At 43.8% G+C, this 18,235-nt stretch carries 13 protein-coding genes and 4 tRNA genes; 5 read left to right on the forward strand and 12 right to left on the reverse strand.

Annotated features, from left to right (window positions below):
* Window positions 1-70 precede the first annotated feature (70 nt).
* The 4 genes from V513_RS12710 to V513_RS12725 form a co-directional block, all read right to left on the reverse strand.
* A complete protein-coding gene (locus tag V513_RS12710) occupies window positions 71-1,117 on the reverse strand; it encodes a hypothetical protein (protein ID WP_099773017.1) in 1,047 nt (348 codons plus the stop codon).
* A gap of 8 nt (window positions 1,118-1,125) precedes the next feature.
* Window positions 1,126-5,364, reverse strand: coding sequence for a PolC-type DNA polymerase III (locus tag V513_RS12715; RefSeq protein WP_099773018.1), 4,239 nt, complete (start codon window positions 5,362-5,364; stop codon window positions 1,126-1,128).
* Window positions 5,361-5,867 (reverse strand): crossover junction endodeoxyribonuclease RuvC, encoded by a 507-nt coding sequence (ruvC, locus tag V513_RS12720; RefSeq protein ID WP_006487163.1) that lies wholly within the window; start codon window positions 5,865-5,867, stop codon window positions 5,361-5,363. The genes V513_RS12715 and ruvC overlap by 4 nt, the downstream gene beginning before the upstream one ends.
* 321 nt (window positions 5,868-6,188) lie before the next feature.
* Window positions 6,189-6,266, reverse strand: a tRNA-Asp gene (locus V513_RS12725).
* A gap of 926 nt (window positions 6,267-7,192) precedes the next feature.
* Between V513_RS12725 and V513_RS12735 the strand changes: the two genes are divergently transcribed.
* A complete protein-coding gene (locus tag V513_RS12735) occupies window positions 7,193-8,479 on the forward strand; it encodes a peroxiredoxin (RefSeq protein WP_099773019.1) in 1,287 nt (428 codons plus the stop codon).
* Window positions 8,480-8,838: 359 nt separating this feature from the next.
* Window positions 8,839-8,915: transfer RNA gene (locus tag V513_RS12740), tRNA-Cys, on the forward strand.
* Here V513_RS12740 and V513_RS12745 read toward each other — a convergent pair.
* The gene (locus tag V513_RS12745; RefSeq protein WP_099773020.1) at window positions 8,894-9,412 is read right to left on the reverse strand and encodes a nucleoside-triphosphatase; all 519 of its coding nucleotides are present in this window, start codon (window positions 9,410-9,412) and stop codon (window positions 8,894-8,896) included. The two genes, V513_RS12740 and V513_RS12745, sit on opposite strands and share 22 nt — an antisense overlap.
* Before the next feature lie 495 nt (window positions 9,413-9,907).
* Here V513_RS12745 and V513_RS12750 point away from each other — a divergent pair, with 495 nt between their 5' ends.
* Together V513_RS12750 and V513_RS12755 are read left to right on the forward strand one after the other, a co-directional pair.
* Window positions 9,908-10,915 (forward strand): glycosyltransferase, encoded by a 1,008-nt coding sequence (locus tag V513_RS12750; RefSeq protein WP_099773021.1) that lies wholly within the window; start codon window positions 9,908-9,910, stop codon window positions 10,913-10,915.
* Entirely contained in the window at window positions 10,912-11,922 is a 1,011-nt protein-coding gene (locus V513_RS12755) for a lysylphosphatidylglycerol synthase transmembrane domain-containing protein (RefSeq protein ID WP_099773022.1), read from the forward strand. Before V513_RS12750 ends, V513_RS12755 begins: the two co-directional genes overlap by 4 nt.
* Here V513_RS12755 and V513_RS12760 read toward each other — a convergent pair.
* Window positions 11,906-13,063, reverse strand: a complete 1,158-nt coding sequence (locus V513_RS12760; protein ID WP_099773023.1) for a glycosyltransferase family 4 protein — start codon at window positions 13,061-13,063, stop codon at window positions 11,906-11,908. The two genes, V513_RS12755 and V513_RS12760, sit on opposite strands and share 17 nt — an antisense overlap.
* Before the next feature lie 58 nt (window positions 13,064-13,121).
* On the opposite strand from V513_RS12760, the gene V513_RS12765 reads away from it, so the two are divergent.
* Window positions 13,122-13,196: transfer RNA gene (locus V513_RS12765), tRNA-Gln, on the forward strand.
* A gap of 15 nt (window positions 13,197-13,211) precedes the next feature.
* Here the strand turns inward: V513_RS12765 and V513_RS12770 are convergent.
* The 6 genes from V513_RS12770 to def form a co-directional block, all read right to left on the reverse strand.
* Window positions 13,212-13,841 carry a ComF family protein gene (locus V513_RS12770; RefSeq protein ID WP_099773024.1) on the reverse strand — a complete coding sequence of 210 codons (630 nt, stop codon included), beginning with the start codon at window positions 13,839-13,841 and terminating at the stop codon, window positions 13,212-13,214.
* On the reverse strand, window positions 13,841-16,393 hold the full coding sequence (locus tag V513_RS12775) for an ATP-dependent DNA helicase (protein WP_099773025.1): 2,553 nt from the start codon (window positions 16,391-16,393) through the stop codon (window positions 13,841-13,843). Before V513_RS12775 ends, V513_RS12770 begins: the two co-directional genes overlap by 1 nt.
* A gap of 43 nt (window positions 16,394-16,436) precedes the next feature.
* Window positions 16,437-16,525: transfer RNA gene (locus tag V513_RS12780), tRNA-Leu, on the reverse strand.
* A gap of 67 nt (window positions 16,526-16,592) precedes the next feature.
* Window positions 16,593-16,808, reverse strand: a complete 216-nt coding sequence (locus tag V513_RS12785) for a heavy-metal-associated domain-containing protein (protein WP_006487148.1) — start codon at window positions 16,806-16,808, stop codon at window positions 16,593-16,595.
* Between the two features lie 2 nt (window positions 16,809-16,810).
* Window positions 16,811-17,743, reverse strand: a complete 933-nt coding sequence (gene fmt / locus V513_RS12790; RefSeq protein ID WP_099773026.1) for a methionyl-tRNA formyltransferase — start codon at window positions 17,741-17,743, stop codon at window positions 16,811-16,813.
* Window positions 17,744-18,235: a peptide deformylase gene (gene def / locus V513_RS12795; protein WP_180274898.1), complete on the reverse strand. Its 492-nt coding sequence runs from the start codon at window positions 18,233-18,235 to the stop codon at window positions 17,744-17,746. It lies immediately after the preceding gene.

Raw genomic sequence — 18,235 nt, forward strand, 5'->3', positions numbered from 1 at the left:
ACCTTCTTGAATTTCGCTGAACATAAGTGAATCCAGTCATATCAATACTAACAGATGCGGATATCACATATCATCTAATAAGGGGCACCATAAGGTACATCTTGCTCTTCCTTCCCACCATAAGCAGATTCCCCTTTCGTGTTACCAGACGAATCTTAGAATCTTTTATCCTTGAAATAACAGACTGCAGCCTTCTCGGATCTACCTGCGCAACGAATTCATCACCAACAAAATCACACACCTCGCATTCATAACGGAGAGCACCGGCCTTCAGAAAGAACTTTAGCTTGCCCTTGTCGGAGATCATCAGAACCGAAAATCCATGCTTTGATAACCGTGTCATCTTTCTGAGAGCGGAAAGAAAGGCCTTTCTCTGTACGTCAATTCCATCATCGATGTCTCCGAAAAAGAAGGATGGTGGTTCGGAAAAATCTGCTTCATCAGTACATATTGAAAACAATAGAGGACCAATCTTCAGCCCCAGCTCGGAAATTCCTGTTCCAGCATAGAGTTCTTCCGATGTGAGCAACTCTAAGGCCTTCACCAGATGCCTAACGGTTACATATTGAAGAGAGTAACGGAACTCGGTTTTTGGCTCGTATTCAAGAACTGAAACCAATACCATTCTGTCCGCCGATGCGGCAAGAACAGTCTCGTTCTTCTTTGAGAAGATCTCGACAGTTTCTCCTTCAACAGACGCAGATGAAACGAAGTTCAAAGAACTATTGAATTCCTTCAGGGGAAAACGCGAGAAGAACTCAAACTTTCTTTCCATAGCCGGAAGAGTGCTGCTGCGGGCCTTTTGTAAAGTAAGCGTCTCTGAGGCCGTCCTCAGCTCGAGGTCTTCTTCACCCGCAGAAAAGCTAATTAATGAGGTTGGGTCAGAACTCTTCAAAGCTCGAGCGTAATCGATCGGTACCGTATAAACTCCATTGAAAGGCGAGGTAGCAACGCCGGAGGAAAACTCAAGCTTCATGCAACCATCAGAAGCAAAAAACTTCAGTCCTCTCTTGTAGTAGATCTGAAAGTATCTGTAGGAGGGTTCCAGAGTACCGGATACTCTTCCAAAAAGGTCGATCAGCTTTGCATAATCTGAAGCGCTTATTCTGAAATCCATTTTCGTCCTCAGAACAGTCTGATCTGTTCTTTCTCGGCCAAATTCTTCAAAGCTCCGTATTTTCTTAACATCTCAACACTTGTCTTGTTAAGAGCAGTTCTTCGGATCAAATCCTCAACCGATGAAAACGGCCTTTTCTCTCTCTCAACTTCAACTGATCTTGCCGCTTTGTCGCCCATGTTTTGAAGCCTATTAAAGGGGATTCTGAGTGAATTCCCCTCAATCAAGAACCTCGTAGGGTTGGACTTCATAAGATCCACATTGAGAAAAGAAAATCCTCTCAGTTTCATTTCCATTACAACTTCAAGAAGCGTCTCCTTCGCTCTGTCCTTGATATTTCTATCCTGATCGGATCTTAATCGAACTATCTCTTTCTTGATTGAATTTATGTCGGAAGTACAGATGTCTATATCGAATTCCCCGCCCTTGATCGAAAAGTAGGTGCTGTAGAAGGCGAGAGGAAAGTGCACCTTGAAGTAAGCTACTCTGTAACCCATGCTCACGTAAGCGGCGGCATGTGCCCGGGGAAAGAGATACTTGATCTTCTTACACGAATTCAAAAACCATTCAGGAGCACCACAAGATCTTACCTCTGTTTCATCATCATTGGTGAGACCTTTCCCTTTTCTAACCTTTTCCATAATCTTGAAGGCCTCTTTTGGTTCCATCCCCTTGCCAATCAGATAATTCATGATGTCGTCCCTACAGGCGATAACCTGAGACAACGAAGCCTGTCCCGAAGTGATGATGTCCTTCGCGTTGTTAAGCCAGACATCAGTTCCGTGAGAGAGGCCTGATATCCTTACAAGCTCGCCAAAAGTAGAGGGTCTCGTATCTGAAAGCATGCTTCGAACAAAGGTAGTACCGAATTCAGGGATCCCAAGTGTCCCCACATCCGTTCCAAGCTCGTGAAATCGCAAGCCAAGAGGCTTAAGTGAGGAAAAAATTCCAAGGGTTTCCTCATCGTCCATCGGAATTTTCTCGGGATCCACTCCTGTGATGTCCTTCAGCATTTTTATGAAGGTGGGATCGTCGTGTCCCAGTGCATCTATTTTGACCAAATCGTCGTGGATGACTTCATATGCGAAATGTGTGGTTAGTATTGAGCTTTTTGTGTCGTTTGCGGGATGTTGCACAGGGGTAAAGTTATGAACATCCATGTCCTTAGGAACGATCATCAATCCACCGGGATGCTGTCCGGTCGTCCTCTTTACTCCAACTATTCCACGGGCAATTCTCTCCTGCTCTGCTCTCCGTAGAGTTTTTCCGCTCTTCTCCGAATAAGCCCTGACAAAACCGAAAGCCGTTCTCTCAGCAACTGTGGATATTGTACCTGCTCTGAAAACATGGTCTCTGCCAAACAATTCTTCAATGAATGAATGGGCTTTCTCTTGATACTCCCCGGAAAAGTTAAGATCGATATCGGGAACCTTGTCTCCTTCGAATCCGAGAAAGGTCTCGAATGGTATGCTCTGACCGTTCTTCAACATTTCATTTCCACATCCAGGGCACTTCATAGCGGGTAGATCATAACCGGATTCCAGATCGGTTTCAGGGAATACTGATTTACCACACTCGGGGCATAGATAATGTGGTGGAAGAGGGTTAACCTCAGTAATACCGATAACATTAGCCACGAGCGAACTACCAACCGACCCTCTAGAACCAACCACATAGCCATCCTCATTAGATTTCTTGACCATTTTCTGCGCGATGAGATACAGAACGGCATAGCCGTGACCAATTATCGCCTCAAGCTCCCGGTTCAGCCTCTTTTCTACAATATCAGGTAAAGGCTTCCCATAGAGTCTTTCTGCATTTTCGATGGCCATCTTCCTTACTTCTTCATCGGCACCTTCGATTACGGGTGGGTGTAGCTTGCCCTCAATCGGGACAACGTTTTCGATTTTTGAAGCGATGAATCTCGAATTATCAACAACGATTTCTTTAGCGATCCCCTCGTCTTCAAAAATTTCCAGAGCCTTGCCAAGCATCTCTTCGGTCGTGTGCAGATAAAGAGAAGGTTGATTCTGGAAGTTGTCATAATCCTGGGCCGCGTTTATCGCTGCTCTATAAATGTCGTCATATGGATTGATGAAATGGACGTCACCGGTCATCACAACTGGTATATTTAGCTTTTTCCCAACTTTATAGAACTCTCGATACATCTTTATCAGCGTCTCTTTAGACATAGTTGTCTCGCCCTCTGATGTGTCAATATTATCGAGCGGCATGACTTCAATGTAATCATAGAACTTTGCGATTTCCTCGAGCTCATCTACACTCGCACCGCCCATATATGCCTTCGAAAGCTCTCCCGAAATACAAGCACTACCTATGAGAAGACCCTCTCGGAAATCAGCAAGCAAGCTCTTAGGTATCCTTGGCTTCATGTAGAAGTATTTGGTATGCGATGCAGTAACCAACTTGTATAGATTTTCAAGACCTTTCCTGTTCTTTGAAAGAATACTTATGTGAACAGGCTTAAGCGAGTCGAGGTTCTGGTTCTTTCTCAGTTTCTCCAACTCGTTAACCTTCTCGACTCCTCTCTTCTTAGCTTGCTGAAGAAATTTCTTAAGGACCTCAGCCGTAACCTTAGCATCCTCATAAGCTCTGTGGTGATCAAAATGCCCCAGTTTAAGTCGCTTCACCACGTTGTCCAGAGAGTAACTCTTGGCTCTGTAAAGGCTCTTTGCAAGGGCGAGGGTATCGATGCATGGCATTTCCCAGTCGCCTCCGAAGAATTTCTTCACTGAGTTGCGAATAAAACCATAATCAAAAGATGAATTATGTGCAACTAGAATGCCTCCTTCAGCAAATTTCGTGAATTCGGGAAGAACTTGCTTGATTGAGCCCGCACTGGAAAGCATGTCTTCGGTTATTCCCGTTAGGCTTGTTATAAGAGACGACAGTTCTCTCTGAGGTTTCACAAAAGAAGAAAATGTCTCGAGAATTTCGTTGCCTCTCATCTTGACTGCACCGATTTCAATTATCTCGTCTTCCTTCGGATTAAGACCTGTAGTTTCAAGATCAAACACAATGAAGGTCGCACTTTCCAGAGATGAGTTCTCTTTTTCCAGATTCATAGATATCTGTTCCGAATCCTTTATCATGTAACCTTCCATCCCGAAGATCGGTTTTATTCCCTTCTTTTTTGCTGCAAAGTAGAACTCCGGAATAGATTGAACTACACCGTGGTCAGTCACCGCAGCGGCATCGTGGCCCCAATCTTTTAGAGTGTTTACCAAATCGTTGACATCTACTACAGAATCCAGAGAGCTCATTTTTGTGTGAAGGTGCAGCTCGACGCGCTTTTCTAGCGCATTGTCCATGCGTTTCGGCAGTTTAGTTCTAACGATATCCCTCGGGATCAGAATCTCTTCTTTCATCCAGCTGTCAGTTTCCATCTTCCCCCTGATAGTCAGCTCATCGCCTTCGCGTAACTTTTCGGAAAGAGAGCGCGCATTCTCACCGATGAGTTTGACTGTGAGGGAATCCGTGTAATCAGTTACATTGAACGTTAGAATCGAAAGCTTGCCATTCCTGTACTCGAGGTTAAAGATCCTCCCGCTGACAACGAGATTAGTTTCATTGCCGAGGACTTCATTCATCTTCATAGAGACTGCCCTAATCGATCTACCCATCAAGACTGAATCCGATCTTTCTTCCAAAAGCCCCGTTTCTCGGTCATCTCCTTTATTGAAAGAGACTTCCTCAAGTGTTGAGTCCTGATCCTCTGAAATGTCCAGTGTTATCTCAAAAGGAATACTTCTCTTGCAGACCTTATCTATTGCCTTTCGTAAGTCATGCTTCTTAGAACTGATTCGTTGAAATGAGAACTGGTCGTGAACTGAGATAGTTATTTTGTTGTCTTTGAACTCCATCTCCGAGGATCTAAGATAAGAAGATGCACCATTCGTAAGCTGGAGTATCTCTCTAAACTGAGACTCCGTAACTTTCATTGCGTCTTCGTCAGGTATTTCATCCTCGCTGGCTAAAGACTTAAACGAAAGAGTCACGGAAGACTCTAGAAGTTGAGAAGCCTTCTCACAAAAGACAGATTCAAGAAACTCCTTTATCTCGTTGCTAACCTCACATTGGAAAGCTAACTCGATCTCTTTAGATTTACAGTCCACAGATATATCGGAAATCTCTATTCCTTCACACTCGAAAGATGAGTCGATGCTCAAAGTCTTCGAAAGAAGCCTTGATAAAGGGAGTCCCACATTTCTCATGAATAGTTTCATGCCTTTCGAACACCTCCGGGGAATTTCCTTGAAGTCAAGTGACACCAAGCTACTGCTAGCGCATCGGCCGCATCATCGGGCCTGGGGTTAACTTCCATTCGGAAGAAAGTTTTCAAAGTCCTCTGAACCTGCCCCTTTTCGGCTCTTCCGTAGCCAGTAACGGCAAGTTTTACTTGATGGGGTGTATATTCAAATATCGGTACTTCGTGTCTCCTCATTGCAAGAAGTATAACCCCCCTCGCCTCGCTCACCTGAATCGCCGTCGTGACATTTCTGAAGAAGAAAAGTTCTTCGACGGCAGATTCATCGGGGCGAAACTCGAGTAGAAGTTCTTCAAGCCGATCATGAATCTTTAGAAGCCTGTCAGGTATAGGTTCTTGCGGCTCAGTTCTGATCGCTCCGTATGAAACTAGATCGATCCGCGACGATCTCATCTCGACTACACCATATCCAACCGCTCCAAAACCTGGATCGATACCTAGAACCCTAACGCAGGCAGGCAACTATGAACACCTCCAGAACTCGGTAGAAACCAGTCTATTACAAAACACTCATCACCCTAAGTCCAGCTCAAAGAAGTCAAAAGTCTGAAAGGCTTCTATTCTTGACAGCAACGACAATGGTCAAAACGACCCGACGGGAATTAATCTTTAAGTCACAAGGACTCTGTATCGAGTACAGTCACTCTGAACATATTGTAACCGTCCTCAACCTGAAAGAAGTTAAGTAGACATTGACCGGAAGAACTTGCTTGTCATCTTGAGTGTGAGAATTGTCTGAAGCTTCCAATATGTACTAAAAAGAGAGCCCCTTAGGACTCTCTCTGGCGGGGACGACGAGACTTGAACTCGCGGCCACCGGTGTGACAGACCGGCATGATAACCAAACTTCACCACGTCCCCGAACAGATAAGATTCTACATTACTCGAATCTATCTGTCAATAGCCTGATATGCCATGATGATATTGCTGTTCATATAGAAAACCGTGTGATGACTACAGGCAAATGAAGTGATCCGTAGTAAATAGTCTAGAGCAAACCAGAATATGGAAGAACTTATCATCACCGGGAGCTACCACCAAATTCTGGAGAAAAACTACATATGGTCTCATATGTCTTTTGATGATTCAATGCGTACACATATCACGTACACTACATTCTATCGTGTACTTCTCTTAATAATCACAGTAATATTACAATATTACTGTGACAATCTGCGATTTAGGTAACACAGGACAGCTAATTGCGAATACTTAGTACTTATCATATCTAATTTACTTAATTAATATTTTTCTATATAAAATATATAGTGATATTATTTCAATACGTTAAATTACTAGGAGGGAGTTCTGATGTTGAAGAAGTGTTTCTTCATTTTTTCTTTCGTATTCCTGTCGGCTTTGACATATGGATTAACTGGCGTGTGATCACAAGAGTGAAGGACCCTACTGCAATCTGCATGAATGTGACTGTTATCTTTACACAGACTTCTCATATGGCTACACACTGACAGAAGGTTATGGTAGAGACGTAGTTCCCTTCACAATGAACTGCTGTGTTTCGGCGGAGGCGTATCATTACGATGCAAACAACAACCCTTTGAGTGTATATGCAAGCGCTTACGGAGAATGCAAATACTCGATTGACGCAAGTCCATGTAACTGGACGTACATGGATATTGACTGCGAAGGATTTTGCGTGGCCAGTTGCAACAAATGCACAATAATGTTCTATTTCATCCAAATCGAAGATGATTTTGAAGCCGAAGCTGTTAGTGAAAGTTGTTTTTGCTCCGATCTTTGACATATGAATTGAGGAGGTGATTCGTATGACTAGAAAGGTAACTATCTTTCTTATCGTTTTGTCCATTTCGTCGGCGATCCTTTTTGCCGGTACTCTGTCCGGTTACCTTACGGAACGGATGGGCTGGACATACATCGCGAGCGGAAGCGATGTCGAAATGAGTGTTTATCCACCGGAAGGAGTCAGCGCAATCGCAGATGAGCGTATTTTCTATGGACAGTTCACAATCGGAGATTCAACTGTCAACATAGCGATCATGAACGTCGAGCCTCCGATCCTCTGGATCGACAGCGATTACGACGGCTGTTTTCTAAACAACATTCCGATAAGCGGACAATATAGAGGGACCGTGATCAATGAAAGCCGCGCCTATAAATTCAGTCATCAGTTAAGGGTTGAGTACATTTCCGAAGGTAACCCTTCCTACATCACCCAGGATATTGAGATTCAGGCAATCGTTCCAAAAAAGGAAGGCGTCGAAGTCGACTACTTGCTCATGAGTAGAAGAGAAGGTTTGCTGGAAGTCGACGGAGAGCTGATCGAAATCGCCCTGTTTCCTACTGCGCCCGATGGTCTGGCCAATAAGATAGACGAAGTGTTCATCGGAATAGATCTAGACAGAGATGGAACTATAGACATGGTTCATAAGAATCACGAGCTTTTCGAAGCGACCAGCGTCATAAGAATCAACGATAAGAACTACAGAGTTAGCGAGATCAGCAGGGACGGCAGAAAAGTCACATTCGAGAAGGTCGATGAAGATGCCCAGAACAGGCCTCTGTTGAAAAAAGGTTCGGCCGCACCTCTGTTCGAAGCCACAGACGTACACGGAAAGAGCTTTTCTATGAGAGATTATCTCGGAAATCCCATCATTGTAGTCGTGACTTCAAAGACACCGCTTGAAGTTTTCGCCGGCGGATTTCCATGCGCTACAGGTGATTGCGAAGATACCGGCAGAGAAGAGAAGAGGCTGAGAAGCCTTTTAAACGAGCTTGTCACTTGGAACGAGTATTCCACAAAACCGGAAGTTGAGCTCATATGGCTTTACTCCGGCGACGAAATCACTTCTGCAGATTCTCTTGACGAATACTCCTGGTTGCACCTGATAGCCGATAAATCAGCGGTGGAGCTTTACAGCACTCCGTTGTCGAACGGCATGTTCTTGATCTCGAAGGAAGGTAGAATCGAGTATCTTGACGATTATGTCCTTCAGGCGGGCGATGGTTCGATTCCCATACATCCGGTGTTCAGAATTCCCACTTTCGGGCTTACCAGTTATATTTGGTTCAGGGAATTCGTTTTTGACAAATGATTCATGCCTGTTTATTCAGCAGAGAATGTTCGTAAGAACTCTGTCTTTCATGACAATTTCCAGATATTACGGATGCAAGAGAATAGAGCATACTTTCAAATTGGTGTTCATAGTGTAGAAAAAGCGGGCTAAATCACTTTGCTCGTTTCAGGTCGGATAAATTCGAACTTGGTTCTGGGTAGATAACGATATATCATTGAGTTGCAAAGGATGTCCCCGCGTCCTGTTGCGAGTTGGTTCCAGACCCAAGGAACTAAGGGAGCCAACCTCCCTCCTGAAGAATTTTCCACCCCGAGGGCCGCCAATAGCGGCCCTTTTGTTGAAATGATCTCATTTACATGCTAGAATAATTCTCGTTGGGCGACGTAGCCAAGGGGTCAAAGGCGGAGGTCTGCAAAATCTCTACTCAAGGGTTCAAATCCCTTCGTCGCCTCCAGGAGAGGGTAGATTTGCCCTCTCTTTTTCTATCTCTCTTACAACCCTACCGAAGACGTCCTCGCGGTTTGCCGCAGTAAGCTCAATGCTACCGATTCCCATCGATCGCTTCAAGTGGTCAATAAATGAGAAGTTACCCATTCTTAAAATGCAAAGACAATGCTTTGCACGTCTTAAAGAAGAGACAACCGCTTGCTGAAACTCCGGAGAATCTTCTTCAAGAAAGCCAATCTCATCCATTATCAAGAGATTGTCGTTGGGTATGTCAAGCGAGCCCAGAAGCTTAGTGGCAAATAAAAACCCTTCTTCTACAATTCTTAGTCGTCCGCTTTCCCTTGTTCCTATAAGAAGTGAGTCCCCTTCGTAGAAATTCATGTATAGATTTTCCAGATCATTATCAAAACGTGTTTCGAAGCCTCTATACTTAACGACCGGTTTTATTCTTTCCACAAGATAACTCTTTCCGACATTCCTTTCTCCGGTAATGAAGAATTTCATTGTGACTCCCCCATATGAAAAATCAGTTAGTTGAGAAAACTCAGTTATCTTATATTCTGCAGCAAACAGCAACTCGCTTTTGTATTCCTTCACTCAGTATAATTTGATTGACCACGATAGTCAATTTCCTGACAATGACTTAACGCTTAATTGTTATTTTCCAGTATTTAGACTCTTGTAAGCTCTTTCAGTTTCCGTTAATTGAGCCTGAAGAAAAACAAAGGAGGGGACTCAGTTTTCCCGGATACTCTGATTGGTGTGTCAAACATTGATAGGAGGCAGTTCAAGTGATAAATATTTCTAGATAGGGTAGAATAGTCGTTGAAGAGAGTGAGAAGGCCACTCATGTCTGAACTGTTTTCTAACATAAGGAAAGAAGCAAGATTTTCTTTTTGACGTTTTTGTAGACAATCCTTTCTTGTTATAGATTTCAGCGGGCATTTTCTAGTCAAAGTCGACTGCGAAGATCTACTAACAACTGTCCTGGAGGTAGAAATGAGAGTCCTTTTATATTCCGAAGGAAAGAAGCTCTTCAGTAAGTCAGGCGTGGGAATCGCTTTGAAGCACCAAATGTCGGCCCTTGAGAAAGTCGGTGTGGAGTATACAACTAATGAGGAAGACAGTTTCGACGTTGTTCACATAAACACGGTAGGGCCCGGAGCGGAGAGGATTCTTAAGAAAGCGAAGAAGTCCAACATTCCCGTTATCTATCATACACACACAACCTATGAGGACTTTAGAAATTCGTTCACGCTGTCAAACGCGATCGCACCCTGGCTGAAAAAAAGATTGATAAAGCTCTATTCATCAGCAGATTTTCTGATCTCACCTACGGAGTATGCCAAAAATCTCATCAAGAGTTATGGAATCGATCTCCCAATCAAAGTCGTTTCAAATGGCGTCGATAATACAAGATTTTCAAAGGACATAGTACTGGCCGAGAAATTCCTTTTGGAAAACAATATTCGAAAGCCCCTGATTGTCTCAGTTGGACTCCCTTTCGAAAGGAAAGGAGTAATAGATTTCTGCGAAATTGCTGAGAAGAGGACTGATTTAGTTTTCTACTGGTTCGGAGCAAAAATCAGCAGTCTTCTGCCTGCCAAAATTCGAAAGCTTTTGAAGAACCCTCCAGACAATGTGAAATTTCCCGGGTTCATTCCGCAAGAGATGATTATCGGCCCTTATTCGGCATGTGATGTCTTTCTTTTCCCGAGCTATGAAGAGACTGAAGGCATTGTTGTCCTAGAAGCCCTGGCTACAGAAGCCCCGATCGTTTTGAGAGATATACCTGTATACAGTGGTTGGATGAAACATGAAGAGAACTGTCTGAAGGCAAAGAACAACAAGGAGTTCATGGAGAACATAGATAGATTACTTCACAATGATAGTCTTAGAAAGAAACTATCGGCATGTGGAAAGGGGACTGCGCTGGAAAAGGATCTGTCGATTATTGGTCAGAAGCTTAAGAACATCTACCTAGAGGTACTTGACAGGAAAAAATGAAAAAATCAACTAGAAACTCTATGATCGCAATTTCTCTCAGCTTGCTGATTATTCTGATAGTTCTTTTTGCGACCGACTTCAGCAAATCGATTTCTTATCTTTCGGCTGCCCATCCCGGATGGATATTTCTGATATTCTGTCTAACGTTCGGCACATGGTTATTCGAAGCAATCACCCTTAAAGTGTTCTCAGCTATGCGAAATCTGAGTATTTCCTTCTCATTTCTTTTAAAGATTACGGTTATTGGAGCATTTTTCAATGGTATAACGCCTTTCTCCTCGGGAGGACAGCCGGCACAGATAGTCTTTATGCAGAGAAGAGGGATCTCGATAGGTGAATCGACCGCGATGCTCGTTTCAAGATTTCTGATTTATCAAACCGTAATCACATTGCTTGGAGGTGTAGCCGTTTTCAAGGCTTACCCGCTTGTTTCACAGAAGATTTCTAATCTCGCCGTGCTATCTATTTTCGGATTTGCTCTGAACAGTGGAGTCCTGGTAGGACTGGTTCTATTTTCGCTCAGTCCTAAACTAACTGATAAGCTCATCCACTTTGTGATCAGCTTTCTTTACAAGATCAGAATAGTAAAAGAGAAGGAATCGTCAACTGAGAAGGCAATGAGAGAGCTTCGCTTCTTTCACTCTTCAATGAAGGAGTTGGTCAGGAGACCCTTTGCCCTTACTACGGCGTCCTTGAGTACCCTTGCCCAGCTGATTTGCATGATATCCATCCCGTATTTTGTCGCCCTTTCAATTGGAACGACTGTAAACTATCTCGAAATCTCGGCCGTTCAACTGATTTTGTTCCTTGTAGTCTCTCTTATTCCAACGCCAGGAGCGAGTGGAGTATCTGAAGGTGGGTATGTGCTATTTTTCAAGTCCTTTTTCGGCGCAGGGATAGGGGCTGCGCTTCTTATCTGGAGATTCTTCAGCTACTACGCTAACATCATTTTCGGAGCATTACTTTCCGCTCATGAAATAGGGTTTAAATCTAGATCTCGTTCTTGATCACTCTTTCATAAAGGTTCAATGTTCTATCAACATTAACTTCAGCGGAGAAGTTCTCTGAGATCTCAACAGAGCGTTTTGCCATCCTCTCTCTCAGATTATGATCAGTTAGCATCTGGATAGCTGCAGTCGATAACTCCTCTTTCGAGGAGCACATGAAGCCATTTTCTCCATCCAGTACCATATTTGCTATGCTATCGTCCTTATATGCCACGACCGGCAATCCCGAGGCCATCGCTTCAAGGGTAACAAGACCGAAGGTCTCTGTGTGAGAAGCTATCATGAATGCATCGCTGCTTTTGTAGGCTAATGATATCTCATCGGGCCATCTCAGGAATCCCGTGAAGTGGACCTTCTCACCGACCCTCAGACTTCTGGCTAATTCTTGCAGCTTACCCTTCAGAGGACCATCTCCAACTAGCAACAAATGGGAGTCAGGTAAAGCTTTGGAGATTCTTGCGAAATTCTCTATGAGTTTGTCTATGCTCTTCTCTTCTCCAAGTCTTCCTACAAAGATGAGCACTTTATCGTCATCTTTTATCTTGTACTTCTTCCTGAATGCTCTCTTCTCTTCTCTGTCAAAGCTTCTCTTAAATGGAGTAAGATCTACACCGTTGGGAATAACCTCTATATGTGACGAAACTCCATAAGAAAGAAGTAGCTTCTTGATTTTTATCGAAGGAGCAATTACCGCCCTGTTCTTGTCGCAAAATCTTCTGTCCTGAACTCTGATGTAAACTCTCAGAATGGGTTCCATGAATGGGATGTAGTGAACGTACTCTTCCATCATTGTGTGATAGGTCGTTACTCCTGGGATGTGCAAATTCGTTAGAACATAACTCGCCAGATACCCAACGATTAGTGACGTGTGCGAGTGAATAATATCTATTTCAAGATTCTTCACAATCTTTATTAGTTCCTTGAAGTTTGTGGGCAAACCTATTCGGTGTTGCTTTTCCCATGGAAATTTAAGAGATGGTATACGATAAACATTCTCCTGGATGCCTGCTTCGGGGTGGTCAACCGTAAATATATATACGTTATGGCCTCTCTTCTGAAGATTCTCTTCAAGCATCTTGATCATGGTCACCACCCCGTTGACCTGAGGTGAATATGTGTCACTGAACATCGCTATGTTCATCCTATGCCTCCAAACGGCTTGACACCTCTTACCTTCTGCTTTATAATCTTTACTGTCTTGGGAGATCGTCCAATTGGTAGGACAGCGGACTCTGGATCCGCCGATGGAGGTTCGAGTCCTCCTCTCCCAGCCAGGGGCCGCAAGGCCCTTATTTTTTCCCTCCGGCAATCGCCAGCAAAGTGATTTCCTTAACGCCGCCTTCTTTAAGAACTCTAGCACACTGGCTTGCAGTTGCGCCAGTAGTAACGACATCATCGAAAAGAATTACTGACGTACTCCTCGGACTTCTCTTCAGATAGAACTTATCCTTTACATTCAGGAATCTATCTTCCATCTTAAGCCTTGACTGAGGAATAGACTTACCTGCTATTGTCAACACATTGTCTATTCTTATGTCAATAGTCTTTGAAAGCCTTTTCAGAATTCTGAGATTTGTGTCAAAACCTCTCTTGACAAATGCTTGAATGGAAGTGGGAACAGGAACTATCACATCGGCGGACGGAGAAAACGTATTAATCATTTCGAAGAGCATCTCTGAAAGGAGAGAGGCTATACCGGGTCTGTCTTCAAACTTATAGGCACGTATGAGTTCCTTCAATGGACTTTCATATTTCCAGTACGAAAAGGCCGAATCAACAAATTTAAGCTCAAATGAAGTCATGATTGGCCCCTTGATTGATCCAAGACAGTCTGCACACAAATACTGGGCTGGATCTATCTCCTTTTCACACACTAGACAGTGGTTTGGGAAAAAATGAGAGATCAGCTTCTTCATCATCACAGCCATCTCTCTTTCTTCAGTCTTCTAAGCTCTCGAAGTATCTGGTTGCTGTTTATCGCTTGAATATTCGTTCCAGGAGGGAGAGACGCAATCAACTTCTTTGAATATACTCTTGCCGGATCGATGATTCTCCTGTCAAGTACGATTACAACGCCTCGATCGTTCCTGGTTCTTATAAGTCTACCAAGCCCCTGCCGGAAGGCAGTTATCATTTTTGGATAGTAATACTTGTTCATTCCTTCGGCAAAGCTCCGCTTTCCATAGTGCTTGATTCTTGCTTCAATTAGTGGTTCGTCCGGCCTTTCAAAAGGCAGTTTGTAGACAATCAACAGCTTCAGCTGTTCTCCGGGGAGATCGATTCCCTCCCAAAATGCTCGGGCACCAAATATTACGGATTTCTCTGAATTCCTGTGTTCAGAAAGAATTGTTGTTAAGCTATCGTCTCTTTCCTGGATTCTCAGAGACAAGTTGTGAAGTTCACCTCGAATCTTCGAAAGAGTCCATTTCATGTCTTCGTAAGAGGTGAAGAGAACCATGGACCCTCCCCCGACTATCTTCAAAACGTCTTTTGTCAGTTTCGATGCACTTTGCATGTATGGAAGGGAATTTGGCAGATAGTCGGGAATGTCTGTGGGAACGAAAAATCTCAGCTGCTGAGTATAATCGAATGAGGTTCCAAGCCTTACGGCATCGGTCTCTTCGCCGGCTCCGAGTATTCTTCTCGCATAGTTGAAACCATCGCTACCTCTGCTGTAGACCCACAGTGTTGCAGATATGAAGATCTTTACGCTCACATCCGGGAAAATCGAGGACATCAGAGTATCGTTTTCGACTGGAGAAGAGACTATACTCAAGCTTTCAATGCATTGTTCGTTCCTGTTCACAAAAACTACCCTAGAATCTCTAGAAGCGGTAATTCCCGCGATCTGCTTAAGCCATTCTTTTATTTCAGCCAGAACCCTAGCAACTTCAAATTCTAAGCCGTCAATCTTCAAGTCCCTTTCTTCAACATCATCCAGCATTTGTACTGTTTGTCCGCCCACATAGATATGCGCCTGAAGAATATCTGAGATTACGGTTAGTGCTGAGACAAGCGCTTCAAGTCCTTTTCCAGAATACATTGTTTTCTCTCCATTACGTTCCCTATCCAGATCCACCACGAGCTGTCTTATTTTCCTGTCAAGAGTAGTTGCAGCTTCTTTAAGCTTAATCCACAACTTCCTTAAAAAATCCTCGTTGAAATGCCTCTTGAGAAATCCAAAGCAATCTCTAACCAGCCTTATCAGTTTCTTAACAGTATTAGCTAGCTCATATGGTTCAAAACGGTAACTCATTGCCTGAGTCAATGAAGACTCAAGCTCGTGAGCTTCATCCACAACAAGGTATTTAAATGCCGGTAGAAGTGTTCCAATACTTTCGCCGTCTTCCGGTTCTCCATCGGAAAGCCGGATATTTGCTTCACTGAACAGGAATGAATGATTCGTGATAACAATATCGGAATTCTTTGCATTCTCCCTTTGAACATAGTAAGGACAAATCTCGAAGAAAGGGCAGAGCCGTCTGGTGCAATCGAACCTGTTGCCCGAGAGTATCCTCCTTAAATCATCACTCAAAGGTAAGTAATCAAGATCTCCCTCTCTCGTGAACATTGACCATAGAATCACACCGGCAAGTTCTTTCGACAAACTCTCATCGAGCATCTTATTGAGAGCCATGTTAAGAACTTCAAATAGCTTTCTGACACATAGATATCTTTCCCTTCCCTTAATTACGGACACTCTAAGATTATCGAGGTTCGGTAAGGTCTTTAGAACCTCCACATCCTTTTTGAACAGCTGATCCTGGAGGATTCTCGTTCTAGTCGAGATCACCGCTTGATGCATCTTGGAAACACAAGCATATGCTACTGGAGCAAGATATGCTATGCTCTTTCCAGTCCCCGTTCCAACCTCAATCATGAGATTGCCACCTTTTTCTACAGACTCAGCAATTTCGAGAGCGGTCATGAACTGCTCCTGCCTGAATTCATACCCTTGCATTGAATCCTGTAAAAGGCCTCCCTCACTAAAGACAAGCCTGACTGCCTTCTTAATGTCAATTCTGGAATTCCCGCTTTCTCTTCTTTCACTCCTGGTAAGCCCCGAAAGCAAGAAGTCTTCCCAAGGATCGACATTCTCACTCTGCTTTAACACAAAAAGGAGAAAATTTCTAAGTCCCCTATCAGGAACGATTTTCTCGATTAAGGATGAGAGTCCAATCGGCAACTTCTTAATGACTCTTATATAGTTATCTATACGGCTTTCAAGATCCCTGGATTCAGGTTGGCAGACGAAACTATTCAAAAACCTTTCATCTACGGCAATCTCACTTAGATACACCTCCTCTACAGAAGCATCTATGAAGAGGCAGTCTTCGTCTCTTTCTGAAAAAAAGGAAGGAAGATCCTTTGCATTAATGGAAACAAATGAAGCACTCTCAAAGAGACGCCTCAAGCCTATCTTAATTTCATTGTTCCTTTTGAAAACCTTACCAAGTAGAATTTCTCCCAAGCAGCACCTCAAAAGAAAAAACCGGGCTATAAACCCGGTTTTGTGGTGCCGAGGGCGGGACTTGAACCCGCATAGGCTAAACTGCCCACATGGACCTCAACCATGCGTGTCTGCCAATTCCACCACCTCGGCAACGTCACACGTCAGAAATTATAACTTGACCGGATTCCTTTGTCAAGAAGCAAATCGCGAGAATGGTTTATATAAGCATATCAAAACCGAGCTTGGACAGCTCTTCCTGAATAATGTATCTGTCGATGATCGCGTTCTCATATTCCACCTCAACGACACTGCTTGCGACATCAACCTGGGCCTTTGTTATGCCGTCGAGGGACTTCAGTCTCGAAACAATTCGTTCGGCATCAGAATCCGTAATCTCGTTCCTAATTTGAAATAGCCTGATCACCCTGGGCATTTCTATCCCCCCAAAATCATCCCTTCACGAATCAGCCGGCCACTTACCGCATCTTTAGGGCTCATCGGCCTCTTTCCGGGTAACTGTACTAACGATATAATAACATTTCCGGTGCCACAGCTTAAAACCATACCGTGGTCTTCCACTTTCACAATTTCTCCATCCCTGCTCTTTCCATAACTTCGATCTGAAAAAACTGCCCCAAACAGCTTTACCATCTTCCCGTCAAGGGATGTTCTTGCCCCAGGTTGAGGATCATAAGCTCTCACTTTGTTCAAAACATAAACTGCATCCGAAAAATCCGAAATGACCAGGTCCGAAGCCTGGACCTTTGGCGCGTAGGAAGGTGCTCCCTCCTGTTCAGAAAGCTCGATTCTCCCGGCCTCAGCTATCTTCAAGAAATCAAGCAAAGCTTCCCTTCCGAGTCTCTCAAGCTTTTCATAGAGGGAACCAAAATTGTCTGAAATCTCTATCTCGATCTCCCTCCTCAAAGCTATTTCACCGGTATCCATTCCTTCGTCGATCTTGAATATGGTTATACCGGTCCTCGTTTCCCCGCTTTCGATTGCTCTTTGAATCGGAGCGGCTCCTCTGTATTTCGGCAAGAGTGAGGCGTGGACATTGAAACAGCCTAAAGTTGGAAGGTCAATAACACTTGATTTGAGAAGCTTTCCGTACGCAACAACCACTATTAGATCTGGAGAAAGTTCTTTGAGTTTTTCCAATCCTTCTCCAGAATTGACTTTTTCGGGTTGAAAGACTGGCAATCCGTAGATTTCTGCAACTGACTTCACAGGAGTAGGATAGACTCTTCGTCCCCTTCCTTTAGGTCTGTCCGGTTGCGAAAAGACACCTGTTACCTTAACACCTGACTCAACAAGCGCTTTCAGATGTGATGCAGCAAACTCCGGCGTACCCATGAAGACAATATTCATCTATCCAACGCTTTCCTTAATTATCTGATCAAGTTTGGGTTTCAAGATTGCCCTTTTTGCTGACGAGAGATAGTCGACGAAAAGTATGCCGTCCAGATGATCGGTTTCGTGTTGTACTATTCTTGCGGGATAATCAGTGAGGTCGTCTTCATGGTAATGACCATACTCGTCCTGATAACGAATTCGAACAGAGGCCGGTCTGACTACATCTGCGTAAATTCCGGGTATGCTTAAACAACCTTCTTCTATTTTGACCTTCTCATCGCTTCTAAAAAGGATCTCGGGATTTACTACAACCCTTAGTCCGTCGCCGGGGTCATAAACGAAGAGCCTTTGTGATATCGCTACTTGCGGTGCTGCAAGACCAACTCCGTCTTCCACATACATTGTCTTGCTTAATTCCTTCACGAACTGTCTGAGTTCATCATCGAATACCTCTACCTTCTCCGAAACATCTCTCAATATAGGATTTCCTATGTAAATCACTGTCAC

Origin of the sequence: Mesotoga sp. H07.pep.5.3 (genome assembly GCF_002752615.1) — a bacterium.
Taxonomy (GTDB): Bacteria; Thermotogota; Thermotogae; order Petrotogales; family Kosmotogaceae; genus Mesotoga; species Mesotoga prima.